This window comes from Pedobacter suwonensis, from assembly GCF_007833675.1.
In the GTDB taxonomy this organism is placed as follows: Bacteria; Bacteroidota; Bacteroidia; order Sphingobacteriales; family Sphingobacteriaceae; genus Pedobacter; species Pedobacter suwonensis.
On record NZ_CP031708.1, the window covers coordinates 2,850,837 to 2,865,988 of the forward strand.

7 protein-coding genes are annotated in these 15,152 nt (G+C 39.2%); 3 read left to right on the plus strand and 4 right to left on the minus strand.

Annotated elements, in window-relative coordinates:
- The first annotated feature begins 315 nt into the window (after nucleotides 1–315).
- The 3 genes from DV942_RS11605 to DV942_RS11615 all read left to right on the plus strand — a co-directional run bounded on the left by DV942_RS11605 (nucleotide 316) and on the right by DV942_RS11615 (nucleotide 5,576).
- Nucleotides 316–3,489 carry a TonB-dependent receptor gene (locus DV942_RS11605; RefSeq protein ID WP_145857651.1) on the plus strand — a complete coding sequence of 1,058 codons (3,174 nt, stop codon included), beginning with the start codon at nucleotides 316–318 and terminating at the stop codon, nucleotides 3,487–3,489.
- Nucleotides 3,490–3,590: 101 nt separating this feature from the next.
- Nucleotides 3,591–5,342: an ABC transporter ATP-binding protein gene (locus DV942_RS11610; RefSeq protein WP_145857653.1), complete on the plus strand. Its 1,752-nt coding sequence runs from the start codon at nucleotides 3,591–3,593 to the stop codon at nucleotides 5,340–5,342.
- A gap of 18 nt (nucleotides 5,343–5,360) precedes the next feature.
- Complete coding sequence (locus DV942_RS11615) at nucleotides 5,361–5,576, plus strand: PLDc N-terminal domain-containing protein (RefSeq protein ID WP_134204276.1); 216 nt, start codon at nucleotides 5,361–5,363, stop codon at nucleotides 5,574–5,576.
- Nucleotides 5,577–5,848: 272 nt separating this feature from the next.
- Here DV942_RS11615 and DV942_RS11620 read toward each other — a convergent pair whose 3' ends face one another.
- From DV942_RS11620 to recG, 4 genes are all read right to left on the minus strand, one after another.
- Complete coding sequence (locus tag DV942_RS11620) at nucleotides 5,849–7,135, minus strand: MFS transporter (RefSeq protein WP_145857655.1); 1,287 nt, start codon at nucleotides 7,133–7,135, stop codon at nucleotides 5,849–5,851.
- Nucleotides 7,136–7,304: 169 nt separating this feature from the next.
- Nucleotides 7,305–9,095, minus strand: a complete 1,791-nt coding sequence (locus DV942_RS11625) for a RagB/SusD family nutrient uptake outer membrane protein (RefSeq protein WP_244950678.1) — start codon at nucleotides 9,093–9,095, stop codon at nucleotides 7,305–7,307.
- A gap of 113 nt (nucleotides 9,096–9,208) precedes the next feature.
- Nucleotides 9,209–12,481, minus strand: coding sequence for a SusC/RagA family TonB-linked outer membrane protein (locus DV942_RS11630; protein ID WP_222431106.1), 3,273 nt, complete (start codon nucleotides 12,479–12,481; stop codon nucleotides 9,209–9,211).
- A gap of 447 nt (nucleotides 12,482–12,928) precedes the next feature.
- The gene (gene recG / locus DV942_RS11635; RefSeq protein WP_145857659.1) at nucleotides 12,929–15,034 is read right to left on the minus strand and encodes an ATP-dependent DNA helicase RecG; all 2,106 of its coding nucleotides are present in this window, start codon (nucleotides 15,032–15,034) and stop codon (nucleotides 12,929–12,931) included.
- Nucleotides 15,035–15,152 lie beyond the last annotated feature (118 nt).

The following is a 15,152-nucleotide window of genomic DNA, read 5'->3' on the forward strand; positions in this document are numbered from 1 at the left end:
CCTAAGCGGTATTTAAATCGAATTTGTTTGTCACGCTAAGCTTGTTGAAACGCCTTAAAAGCAGTTAAACAAAGTTCGTTCGACAAGCTCAGGATTGAAAATTCCATATTTATGATACAGCTTTTTTTCTGGATTATTTTCACACCAATCTGTACTTAATAACCTCAATTCTCGTCCTTAAAAAACATAGCGTCATTAACATTAGCTTAACAATAAGCCAAAAAACTAAATAATCCTAAACCATTTCATAATCTAGAGTCCAAACCGGCTTAACACTGCAACAACACCTTTGCATCATAAATCAGAAAATTAATTATGATGAAAAATTTACTTATTGCAGTGATGCTGTTTTTATGTTATGCCAGTAACCCGGCCATGGCACAAACTACCCAAGCATCAATTTCCGGAGTTGTAACAGATAATCAAAAGAAGCCCATCCCCGGTGTTTCTGTTCAAATTAAAAACAACTCTACTGGTTTCACCACCAGAACATCTACCAATGCTCAGGGAGAATACACGTTTAAAGAGCTTCCTTTAGGCGGTCCTTATACTATTAAAGCCACTTACATTGGTTATGCTGAGCAAAACAGAACAGGTTATATGCTTAACCAGGGCGATGCTGTAATGGTAGCGGTTAATATGCAGGAAGATGCGCAAACGCTTGATGCTATCACTGTTAATGGATCAGCTTTAAGGAATAAAGTGCAGCAATTTGGTGCCTCAACAGAAATTTCATCAAAAACGATGAACTTGCTACCAGTAAACGGCCGTAACTTTTCCAGTTTAACAGATCTGTCGCCATTAGCAGGTCCAGGTGGTATTTCAGGTCAGTTGGGTTCATCTACCAATTTCACTATTGATGGCATGACAGCCAAAAACCCAACTTCGGCAGGGAGTACAACCAGCCGTAGTGGTGCACCATACTCTATCTCTATTGAAAGTGTACGTGAGTTTAAAGTAGTGACCAATCAGTACGATGTAAGTTTAGGCCGTTCGGGTGGTGGTACAATTAGTGCGGTAACCAAATCTGGTACAAATGAGATTACAGGGAGTGCTTTCGCTTATAACCGTGCTGATTTCCTGGCGAGTAAGTATGACATCAGAGGAAACAGAAGAACTAATGATTTTTCAACCTATCAATATGGTTTTAGCTTAGGCGGTCCGATCATCAAAGATAAATTACATTATTTTGCCGCCTGGGATCATCAAAGAGATTCTCGCCCATTAATCATTGCTGATATTAACTCGGATGCAGATATAGCCCGTTTCAACATTACAAACGCCACATTAAACAATTTCTTAGCTGTTGCAAGATCAAAATACGGCGTAGCTAATACGCCACAATTTGGTTCGTTCCCAAAAAAGAGAGGCACAGATGCAGGTTTTCTTCGTTTAGACTGGCAGATTGATGATAAAAATTTATTAACCGTTAGAGATAACTATACCAACGACAGAAACCCGCTGGGATTAGCAGATAATACGGCCATCAACTTTTACGAAAGTTATGGTAATGATAAAAACGTGGACAATAGCTTATTGGCTACCTTACGCTCAACAATTAGCAGTAAAGTTACCAATGAATTAAAGTTGCAGCATTTGTACACCTACCAGGCCAGTACCCAAAATGACGAATTAGGTTTCGCAATACCAAGGGCTGTTGTTTCTAATTTACAGTCTACCACCCCAACTGGCAGTTTATTAACAGCTGTTCAAATTGGCGGTCACCGTTTCGGGCAAGAAAATTTCACAAATAATGTGTTGCAATTGGTTGATAATTTTTACTATAACACAGATAAAATTAAATATACTTTTGGGGTAGATATCATGTACACCCATGCAAAATCATTGTACGGCAGTGAAGTAAATGGTCGCTTTACGTTTAACAGATCAGGTACAGCTGCAACCGATGCAACCGCCCTACAAAACTTCGATAATTTAACACCAATCAGTTACTATAGAGAGGTACCTTTAGTTGCTGATCCAACTGTTGTAGGCAAGTTGTGGAATACAGCAGTTTACGGCCAAATGCAAACTAAATTGGGTAAAGGTTTAGATTTTACTGGCGGTTTACGTTTGGATTATAGCAAGTATCCAACATCCCCATTAAATCAACAATTATTTGATGCCATAGGTGTTAGAACAGATCATAAATTAAAGCAGTTTTTAGTTCAGCCACGTATTCAGTTTAACTGGGATGTGAATGAACAACATACTGATTATGTACGTTTAGGCGCCGGAATTTTCGGATCAGATGTAAACAATTATGTAACCATTAATAACCTAACATTTGATGGTAAACATTTTGCAACGGTTGATGTTACAGGTACAGGTGTGCCTACTCCTAACTTTATTGGTTACAGAAACGGAACTGCTACAGCACCAACCCTACCCGCACAACAAATCCCTACTATTAATACTTATGCAGATGACGCCAAAATACCAGTAGTATATAAAGCAAACTTATCGTATAACAAATTAATAAATGACAGAATAAGGATAGGCATTACGGGTTATGCGACATTAGCACGTCACAACTATATGTATGTAGATAGAAATATGGTTGCCGATCCTTTCTTTACCTTATCAAACGAAGGAAACAGAGGAGTTTATGTTCCTGCAAGCAGTATCATTCCTGGTAATGGAACTACCGATTGGAAAAGAGGTCGTTTAACTAATCAGTTCGGCAGAGTATTAGAGATGAACAGCCAAGGTAAGGTAAATCAATTTGCGATAGTTGTAGATGGTACCTGGAGATACTTTAAAGACGGGGAAATTTCGGCTAGTTTTACCTGGAATGATACAAAAGATAATACCTCATACAATGGTAACGTAGCCAATTCAGCAACATTATCTTTGCCCGTGGTTGATGACCCACGCGATTTAAGCAAGATGACTTATTCAAATGGTCAATTTAGAAACAAAGTAGTTGTTTACGGAACATTACCATCATTCTATGGTATTAAGGCTGGTATTCGATATTCGGGCATCGGCGGTACAAGATATAGTTTACTATCTGGTGGAAATACCAATGGTGATTTCGTGGCAACAAATGATTTGGCCTACATCTTCAACAGATCAAATACCAATGTACCAGCTGCGCTTAGAACTGCTTTACAAACTTTATTGGATAATGGGGCTGCAAGCCAGAGCTTGAAAGATTATATCACCAAGTACGAAGGCACCTTTGCAGAGCGTAATGGTGGTATCAATGGCTTCTACGGTACAATTGATTTAAGATTAGCTTACCAGATTAAATTCGGCCGCGGTAGAAAGCAAAGCATTGAAATCTCTGGCGATTTGTTTAACGTAGCCAATTTATTTAAGAAAACCTTGGGTACTACAGAAACTTTAGGTACACAGGCATTATATGCTGTTACAGGCTTTGACGCTGCAACTTCTAATTACAATTACCGCGTAAACAATACTGGTATTGTAACTCCATCGGGTAACCCATGGCAGGCACAAATCGGTTTACGTTATGGATTTTAACCTTTAACTTAGCTAACTTTCTTAGCTTAAAGTCATAAAAAAGGGGAATGGATTTTTATCCGTTCCCTTTTTTTATGTTTGTAATAAAACAACAAAACTTAATGGGATTATTACTCAGTTACCTGAAAAGCCATAAATGGATTGTGGCTTTAGCGTTATTGCTTGCAGGTTTAAATATTGGCTTCTCTTTGATGGATCCGCTTATTACCGGAAAAATTTTAGATCGCTTCATCAATAAAAAAGACACTTTAACCTATGCTCAATATCTTTGGGGTTCAATAGGCTTAATCGGCCTTGCAATCGGGGCAGCCATGGTATCGCGGATTGCCAAAAACTTTCAGGATTATTTTACCAGCGTTATTGTGCAAAAAGTTGGCGCAAAAATGTATGCAGACGGTTTGCAGCACTCGCTAAAATTGCCTTATCAGGTTTTCGAAGATCAGCGCAGTGGCGAAACCCTAGGTATTTTACAGAAAGTACGTTTGGATTCTGAGAAATTTATTACCGCGTTCATCAGTATCTTATTTGTAAGTTTAATCGGGATGGTATTTGTGATCGTGTATTCGTTCACGGTAAGCTACAAAGTTACCCTGGTATATTTTTCGGCCATTCCCATTATTAGCTTCGTAAGCTGGTTCTTAAGCCGCAAAATTAAGACCATACAACGTTCAATTGTTGGCGAAACTACTGCCCTGGCAGGTTCCACTACCGAATCGCTTAGAAATATCGAACTGGTAAAGAGTTTAGGGCTGGCCGATCAGGAAATTGAAAGATTGAACAAAACCACCTATAAAATCCTGGGTTTGGAACTTAAAAAAGTGAAATATGTGCGGAGCATGAGCTTTGTACAGGGTACAACCGTAAACCTGGTACGCAGTACGATGGTGTTGGTTTTATTATTGCTGATTTTTGACAACACCATTTCTGCAGGTCAGTATTTAACATTTTTATTCTACTCATTTTTCCTGTTCGGACCATTACAGGAGTTAGGTAATGTAATTTTAGCCTGGAGAGAGGCTGAAGTTTCGCTCGGTAATTTTAAAAAGATTTTAAGTACACCGATAGATAAGAAACCGGAGAATCCGACCGAAATTCAAAAAATTAATGATTTAACCTTTAACGATGTTGGCTTTAAACATCAAACTGCTAACCGCAATGCTTTAGAAAACATTTCTTTTAGTACACATAATGGGCAAACCATTGCTTTTGTTGGTCCATCGGGCTCTGGAAAAACAACTCTTGTAAAACTATTGGTTGGTCTTTATCCGCCAAAACAGGGTGAAATTTTATACAATGGCATTTCCAGCAAGAAAATTGATTTAGATGCCCTGCGTGAAAAGATCGGTTTTGTGACCCAGGATACACAGCTGTTTTCGGGTACGATCAGAGAAAACCTACTGTTTGTAAATCCTGCGGCAACTGATGAGGAATGTTATAAAGTATTAAATCAGGCTGCTTGTCAAACTTTATTGGCCCGTGCAGACAAAGGGCTGGATTCAATCATTGGTGAAGGAGGTGTAAAGGTTTCAGGCGGGGAGAAACAGCGTTTATCTATAGCCCGTGCTTTATTGCGCCGGCCGGATATCCTTGTTTTTGATGAGGCTACATCTTCGCTCGATTCGATTACGGAAGAAGAAATTACCAAAACCATCCGCTCAGTATCAGACTTAACTGATCACATTACAATCTTAATTGCGCACCGTTTATCAACTATTAAACATGCCGATCAGATTTACGTACTGGAAAAAGGCCATATTATTGAGCAGGGCAAGCATGAAGAGCTAATTGCACAAAATGGCTTGTACCAGGCCATGTGGCGCCAACAAATTGGCGAGCGGATTGTTGAAGCTTAAGTAATTAAATTCAATCGGATGTTATTAGCAGAAATCAACAGCAACCAGGTTGCCCTTTTCGTGATTATACCGGCCGTTTTATGGCTGGCCTTAATCTTGATCGCCCTTTATCATATCTCCAGAAACAGTTCGATGGGTTTTAGCGTAAAGGTATTGTGGTTTATCATTATCCTGTTGGCACCTTTCCTTGGTTCTATTATTTACCTCATGTGGGGTAAAAATAAGAAGTTTTAACTTGTAAAGTTGTCAACTTTCTAGCACTACTAGCTATTCAAGTTGACAACTTTTTAAATAAATATTACCCAATGGTTTATTTGAACACCTGGCCTGTTAATCATTAATAGCAGCAAAAGCACAATTGCACTAAACCTGACTGTACGGAAATACTTTTTGTTGCACTGAATTAAGCCGATCAACACCTTTAACAAAAAGATTTGAGGAAAGGCAGGGCCTCCGAAAAATTTTGCATACTACTGCTTTCCTGTCTATAAAGCAAACTACCTGTATTAACCGGTCTTAGCCGTTTGCTCATTGATATCCTGTAAACTGAGTTTGGTTAACGATCGTGTTTTTAACCAGGTAATGCCAGCAATGGCAATTGTCATGCTTCCTCCAAACACAACCGCAGGAACCAGGTTCATCAGTTTAGCTGTTAAACCCGACTCAAACTCTCCAATCTCATTTGACGAACCAATAAACATACTGTTTACAGCCGAAACCCTGCCCCGCATCTCATCTGGAGTAAGTAACTGCATAATGGTTTGCCTGATGATAACACTCACACTATCAAACGATCCCTCCAGGAAAAGGAAGAATAAGGTGAGGTAGAAGTTTTTAGATAAACCATAGCAAATAATGCTAAGGCCGAAGCCAGTTACTGCAATTAACAAATTACGCCATGGTTTGCCCATTGGTGAAAAACGGGTCATGGCCAGCATCGTAATTACAGCCCCTGAAGATGCCGCACCGCGCATCATGCCCAATCCGAAAGATCCCAAATGAAAAACATCTTTGGCAAACATGGGCAGTAAGGCTACAGCACCACCAAAAAACACCGAGAACAGATCTAAGCTCATGGCCCAAACCATCATTTTCGTTTTAAAAACAAATTGGATTCCTTCTTTTAAACTATGAAATATATTCTGCGTAGGCACATAAGTGGCTGGATGCCTTTTGAAGGTAAATATGCAGATCAACGATACTGTAACAAGGGCCACAATGACACTATAGGCTGCTGTAATTCCCCATAACCAATTTACCAAACCACCAAGCAATGGACCAATAATGGTAGCCAGTTGCCAGCTGCTACTGTTCCACGTACTGGAGTTTGGATATAATTCTTTAGGTACGATCTTCGCCATTAATGAAAACGTCGCCGGACCAAAAAATCCCCTCGCCAGGCCAATACAGAAAACCAACCCATACATGATCAATACGATAAGGTCTTCCCGGAGATGAAGATATTTACTGGTGATAATCAGCATTAAAACCGATGCCAGCCAAACACCTGAAAATATTTTGATTAATAAACCACGTTTTTCACTTTTATCGGCAATATAACCACCGTATAATGCGATCCCAATGGCTGGAATAGCTTCGCATAACCCAACCAGACCGAGTTTCAGCGGATCATGTGTTAAATCGTAAATGTGGTAGCCAATAACAACGGCCTGCATTTGATAAGCAAGTGTAAAAAAGAACCGCATGCCTAAAAATGATCTAAATTCCTTATAACGCAAGGCTGCGAATGGGTCTGGTTTTACAATAACGGGGTTGGGGCCTGAATCTGCCATGGAAAAAAAATATTTGCAAAACTAAGCTTTGAAAAATCAATACACGAATAGAAAAAGCTCAACCTTAATTATTTAAATTAAAAATTAAGATGACTGATAACAACCCAAAGCTTTAAGCATAAAAAAACCCGATAGATAATTATCCATCGGGTTATATAGCATGGCCAGTTTAATAGCCAGGATTTTGTTCAAGTAAATTATTTTTATTCACTTCATCTCGGCTAAATGGCCTGAAGTAAAGCTTATTGTCCCAGCTTCTGTTTTCCTGCGCATTTTCCTCAACCGGAGTATAAGTATAATCGTATACGGTTGGATCATAATGATAAGGCGATGTCATACTTTTATCAGACTTAAACTTACCGGTTACTTTAATATAAGTAACTTTTCTACCTAAAGTTTCACTGGCAATTAACCACCTGCGTGCATCATGATAACGTTGTTCTTCATAAGCCATTTCTATACGGCGCTCATGGCGGTAAACGGCTCTAAGTCCAGCCTGATCGGTAGCGGTTACCGCAGGCATGCCTGCTCTGAAACGGATTTTATTTAACCAATTTGTTGCATTACTAAGTTCTCCTAACTCGATACTGGCTTCAATATAATTAAACACCGCTTCTGTATACCTAAAGAAAGGCCATGGCACATTCTGCGACATAGAAGCATCTACAATAGTTGGATCCGGATCGATAAACTTATGATAGTAATAACCTGTCCAGCTACCGTTCCAGTTCTCAATCGAACTTCCACGTGTATCCAATCCTTTAAAGTCGAACCTGCTGCCTTTATCATCTAACAAATCATAAATACCGGTTTGAATCTGGCTGGCCGGATCCACATTTCCGGAAGCCTTATCACGTGGTTTCCAACCTGCTCCATCATATAAAATGGTAGCATAAAAACGAGGATCTCTATTTTGGTAAGGATTAGCTTTTTGCGCGGCATTGGCCCAGCTAAACTTACTGCCATCGTTCATCTCATAATCATCAACCAATAAACCTATTGGCGTATTACCTGCCCAGTTATGATACCCATTCGGACCATTTTGCTGTGCATGTTTATTATTATTCTGGATAATAAAATAACGGGCAAAAATGAGTTCTGATGCGGCACTTGCATCTATACCAGGAGCTTTACTCCCTCCCCCCATGGCAATGCTTTTGTAATTTAACTGACCATCTGTAGCGGGCGCAGAAAGATTTAATTTATAACCTGTACCTAAATCCATTACCGCTTTGGCTGCAGTTTGCGCCAATCTGTAGCGATCAGCCTGGTTCCCGCTGGCATAGCTTAAAAAATCTAACTTTTGAGCAGCAATATTGGTAACTTTAGCAGTAAGCTTTGCCCTATCGTGTAAGTCACTGGCCGCATAAATTAATACTCTTGACTTTAATGCCAGTGCAGCAAGTGCTGTAGTACGTCCTTTATCAAGTGATTTTCCGGTTAACAACCTATTGGCTTCATCGCAATCTTTAACGATAAAATTTACACACTCTTCATATGTGTTACGCTTGATTTTAAAATCATCAGTTAATGCATATGTTTTGGTTATGATAGGCACAGCCCCATAGTAACGCAGTAATTGCTGATAGAAATATGCACGTAAAAAATATGCTTCACCTAATAATTGATCTTTTAACGATTGGCTGCTAAGGCCATTATCTCCGCCCACAATCCGCTCAATAGTGGTATTACAGGCTCTGATGCGGTTGTACATTTGTTTATAAGCCCAGGTATCGTCTACCCAACCTAATGTAGACGGATTGATAGTTGCATTATTGATTAAATCTATACCACGTGTAGGATGTGTAAACAAGGCTTCATCGGAAACCGAAGCAAGCATCTGCTCCGAAAAACCACCACTTCCTAAGCCATTGTAAATATCATTAACAAAAGCCTGTGCAAGTACTGGATCTTTCCACACAAGTTCAGAAGATATCTTATCAGGGGGATTAACATTCATGAAATCCTTCTTACAAGAAACTGCAAGGAAGGTAATCGAAACTAATATATAGAGCTTTATATTTTTATTTAATGCTTTCATATTCTTAATTATAATTGATAAATAGCTATACGTTAAAAGGCGGCTTTAATACCAAAATTGATTACCCTGGCCTGTGGATAATACTGACCGCTTGAATTGGTTGACTCCGGATCCCAAACTTTGATTTTATCAAGAGTAGCCAGATTCAATCCATTCGTATACACTCTTACGCTGTTTAAGCCTACTTTTTCAACCCAGCTATTCGGCAAGGTATAACCCAACTCCACGTTTTTAAGCCTAACATAATTATTGCTCCGCAACCAATAGGTATTGTTCAATGCGTTGTTACCATCGGTATAGTAAGTAGCTCCTCTGTTTGATAAACGCGGGTCTACCGAACTTGGATTCTCAATGCTCCAACGGTTTTTGTAAGACCATTCTAAGAAATTACCAATATCGCCAGATTCTGTAATCCCTACGATCTGCATCCCGCCGGTTGCACCTTGAATCAGCACAGACAAGTCAAATCCTTTGTATTGTAAGTTTAAATTAAAGCCCCCGGTAAAGGTTGGCGTACCATTCTTATCCAGACGTAATTTATCATCTGCGTTGATTTTTCCATCACCGTTGATATCTTTAAACTTCATATCTCCAGGACGTAAATTGCTCGTGAGTGCACTATAGTTAATTGTATTGGCATTAATTTCTGCCTGGTCCTTAAAAACTCCATCATAATCATACACCAACCACGAATTGGTTACCCTGCCAGTTGAACGTTGCCATTCCGGAGCGCCGGGGGTTTCATCCCAGAAAATGATCTTGTTTTTTGCATAACCGCCGTTTACGCTTACGCCAAAGTTTAAATCCCCGAAGGTATCGTTGTAACTCAATTTAAACTCGAAACCTTTATTATTTACTTTTCCCAGGTTAACAGGAGGTAAGCGATCTACGATACCCGAACTTTCAGGCACTGAACTGCTTCTGCTGATTAAAATGTTTGTTCTCTTGTTATAAAAGTAATCCAGCTCAAGTGATAGTCTGTTCTTTAGAAAAGATGCATCTAAACCAACGTTGGTATTATTGGCTACTTCCCATCCAAAATCTAAATTTGGCACATTTCCCTCTACAAGTGTTTTAGTAACCAGGTCATTAAGCGTATATGTTCCAAAATTCATTAAACTCAGGTATTGATATTCTTGCAAGGTATTTCCAAAATAAGCTTCAGCTCCCATCTGGCCATATGATGCCCTTAATTTTAAATTATCAACGAACCTGACATTTTCCTTGAAAAACGATTCTTCTGATAAACGCCAGCCTACTGATACACCTGGGAAGAAACCAAAACGTCTGGCTGTTGGAAAGATGTATGAACCATCTACCCGCCATAAAAATTCCGCTAGGTACTTTTCTTTATAGTTATAACCAGCCCTTCCGAAATAACTTAATCGCGCTCTGTTAAATAAATTATTTGGGTCACCAGGATTATTCCCTAAAGATTGTTCTTTCTCATCTCCCGCTAGCAACTGTTCAATAGCCGATGAAAGAAAATATCTCCTAAAAGCTGTAAATCCATCATTCGTTACCTTTTCGCGGGTTACACCGGCCATTAAGCCAATATTATGATCACCGATTTTCTTGTCGTAATTGATCATGCCGGTTAAGTTGATGGCCAATTGACCTCCAGCTGTCTCTCTTAGTCTTGGATCAGTATATTGCGATCTCACTGTACCAGTCAACACCGGTGTTACCCCATCAGCTTCAAAAGTTTTTTTGTCCCAATCATAAAGTGTCCATGGCAATTGCCAGTTTTTCTGCCTGCCAGAATATTTATCTATTGCAGCAGTTCCCGTTACTTTTAATCCTTCAACACCAGGAATTTTAATTTCGACTTTACCAGTAGTTTGAAAATAATCTCTGATATCCTTATTGTAACCCGTTAGATCTGTAGTAGATACCACCGGGTTATAACCATATTCGATATCTCTTCCTGGTTTACCATTTGGCCATATCGCAATCTCATTCGGGCGTCCTCTCATTAAAAACCTGAAAATATCACCTGCACCCACGGTTGGGAAATTACGGTCTTCTTCTCTGGCTGTTACCCCTAAAGTTGTGGTAATGTATTTACTCAACTTTGCTTCAAGATTAAAACGCATATCATATTGTTTGTATCCCGTTGCGGAGTTTTTATAATAGCCATCCTGATCAAGATAACCCAAAGAAACGAGGTACTTTACATTTTCACTACCGCCATTGATCTGAACATTATGCCTTTGCTGAGGCGACCAGTTTTGAAAAGTGGTTTTGAACCAATCGGTATTAGGATATCTTAAAGGATCTGATCCATCAGCAAATTTCCTGATCTCATCTGCTTTATAAGCAGCATTAATTGTTTTTCCTCCTGTAGAAGTATAGGAACCCGTAGATTTAAAACTGTTCCATGCGGCAGCCCATTCGTTAGGGTTAATGTCAGAACCGAAGATGTTAAGCTCATTCAGAATTTCGGCATATTGTACCGAATTGGTCATTTTTGGTATCCTGGTAGGCTGTTGCAAGCCATAACTGAAATCATAAGAAAACTGGGGCTTACCAGATTTACCCAGTTTGGTTGTAATTAAAATTACCCCGTTCGCCGCTTGCGAGCCATAAATGGCAGCAGATGCGTCTTTCAACACTGATACACTTTCAATATCATTTGGATTTAAGCGCTCGATACCGCCCGCGCGGTTGGGTATCCCATCAATTACGATCAATGCATTATTGTTCCCAAGTGAGTTTGTGCCACGAATCCTGATAGTCGATCCATCGTAACCTGGCTCACCACTGCCTTGCAATGCGGTAACGCCAGGCAATCGCCCGGCTAATGAGTTGGTTAAATTTACCGACGAAGATTTAGCAAGTTCGGTACCTTTAACCGAAGCAACAGCACCAGATACAACAGCCTTCTTTTGTGTACCATAACCTACTACAACTACTTCAGAAAGATTTTGGTTATTCTCTGATAACTTTACACTAATATTGGTTTGGCCCTTTACCTGAACTTCCTGATCTGCATAACCGATATAGGTAAATACCAAAGTTGCATTTTCAGGAACTTTGATACTGAAATTCCCGGCGCCATCGGTTACCGTGCTTGCTGTGCCGCCTTTCAACTTCACGCTTACACCTGGAACCGGCCCGTTTGCATCTGTAACTTTTCCCTTCACAACAATATCGTCGAAGGGGATTTTGTAAAAATCAAAAGGTTCCTTTTCATGCAATGATGCTTTGGCAGACATGCTGGCAAGTGGAGAAAAAACAAGACAACCACCGCAAACAAGAAACATGCTACCTCTGGCAAAAGTCCTCAATAGATTTTTTTTCATAGTTTTTCAATTAATTTTGGTTAGATATTGATTGTAATACAATTTAATATTCATGAGTAATCATGAAATGTTCACTTTTGCATTATTAAAGCTTCATTTATAGTATGAACCATCTACATTATCTCCAAATGGAAAAAATATTGGCTTAAGTAAAACTGATCAATAATCACATAAATCGTGTATAAATCCCCTTATCTGACACACGAACGAATTACTTTATAAAACTACTGGATAATACACTATGATCATTGAGAGTTGACGACTAAACAGTTCATAATTGGTTACACACGCAAGGTAAGTATATTAGAAATTAAAAAAAGGGGGTAAAATAATAATTATAAGGGGCTGACTCGTAAAAAAAATATTACAAAAATTCGTCAGGTAAAACAAATAATACAATATTAGATATTATTGCAAAGAAGTAAGAATACTAAGTCAATGGTTAAGCTAACTTATTTTATCAAAAGAAATCCCTCTTTCCAGTTTTTGCAGGTGTATCTTTAAAGTCGCATGTTGAGGCATCTCTAACTGTGGATCTTCCGAAAAAAGTTCGATTACTGTATTGCGTGCTTCAGATAAAATCACCTGGTCTTTTGCCAGATCGGCAAGTTTTAAATCCAGCACACCACTTTGCTGCGTTCCGGTAATATCACCGGGGCCACGAAGCTGCAGATCAATTTCAGATATTTCAAATCCATTATTGGTTCTAACCATCGTTTCTAAACGGATTTTGCCTTCCTTACTAAGTTTATTACCACTCATTAAGATACAGAAAGATTGTTCTGCACCACGGCCTACCCTACCGCGTAACTGGTGGAGTTGAGATAGACCAAACCGTTCGGCGTTTTCAATTACCATTACTGAAGCATTAGGTACATTAACACCTACTTCAATTACGGTAGTTGCTACCATAATCTGACTTTTACCATCAATAAACTGCTGCATCTCAAATTGTTTATCTGCATTTGGCATTTGTCCATGCACAATACTCATTTGGTAAGCAGGGCGGGGAAACTGGTAACTTAACTGCTCAATTCCAGCCTCGAGATTTAAAAGATCTAATTTTTCGCTTTCCTTAATCAAAGGGTAAACAATATAAACCTGTCTGCCTTTGGCTATTTCCTGCTTCATAAAACCAAACATCCTGAGCCGTTGGCTTTCAAAAAGGTGTTTTGTTTCAATAGGTTTTCTCCCGGCCGGTAATTCATCGATAATTGAAACGTCAAGATCACCGTATAAGGTCATTGCCAGCGTACGCGGAATCGGAGTAGCAGTCATAACCAGGATATGCGGAGGGACAATATTTTTGCGCCAAAGCTTGGCGCGTTGTTCTACACCAAAGCGGTGCTGTTCATCAATCACAACCAGGCCTAAATTTTTAAACTGTACCTTATCTTCAATCAATGCATGTGTTCCGATCAGGATATCGATCTCTCCATTCTCCAACCGCTCATGCAAAATGGTACGCTCTTTCTTTTTGGTATTCCCGGTAAGAATAGCAACACGTACCAAATTATCGGTTACAAGCTCAGTAATAGAAGCGTAATGCTGACGAGCTAAAATCTCTGTAGGCGCCATCATACAAGCTTGATAGCCATTATCATTAGCTAAAAGCATACTCATTAATGCAACAGCAGTTTTTCCACTTCCTACATCTCCCTGTACAAGCCGGTTCATCTGAATACCACGCTGTGTATCAATCCTGATTTCTTTAATTACACGTTTTTGAGCATTGGTTAACTCAAAGGGTAAAAATTCCTTATAAAAGCGGTTTACCTTATCACCAACTTTATCGAAAGTGGCGCCTTTAAATTTTAACTGGCGTAAATGTTTATTGTGTAAGAGCTGTAACTGGATAAAGAACAGTTCCTCAAACTTAAGACGTCTTTCCGCAGCATTTAAATCCTTTTGATTTTTGGGGAAATGAATATTTAGCAATGCCAATCTTTTATCGGGTAGCTGGTACTTATCTATAATATATTGCGGTAAATTTTCCGGAACCTGCGGGATAATCTGATCAAGCAGGCCCGCAATTAAACGCTGTAAACCTTTTGAATCAAGATTAAATTTTTTAAGCTTTTCTGTTGAATTATAAACTGGTTGTAGGGTCAGATTACCCCTTCCTACCTGTTTGCGTTGATATAACTCCATCTCAGGGTGTGAGATACTGAAAGTCCCATTAAAAAAGTTCGGTTTCCCAAATGCTACATATGCGGTACCAACTGTGATGTTTTCATCAACCCATTTTAAACTTTGAAACCAAACCAGTTCCATCATCCCGGTTTCATCTTTGAAAACCGCGACAATACGTTTTGCTCTTTTATCGCCAATCACCTTTTTGCTAATTACCCGGCCAATAATCTGGATATACTGCGAATCTGGATTGATCTGATTGATCTTGAAATATTTAGTACGGTCGATATACCTGAATGGATAATGTGCAAGCATATCCTGATAGGTGAATAGGCCAAGATCTTTTTTCAAAACATCAGCACGGCTTGGCCCAACGCCTTTCAAAAATTCAACAGGTGTATCTAATACCGAATTAAACAAAATATTCTACCGTTTCTTGTAACAACAATTTTTAGCAATTGTGCGTTAAAAATAACGATCGATAGCAGCAAAAGCAAATAAGCGGAAAATGGAGTATATCCATTTCCTTTTTAGACAG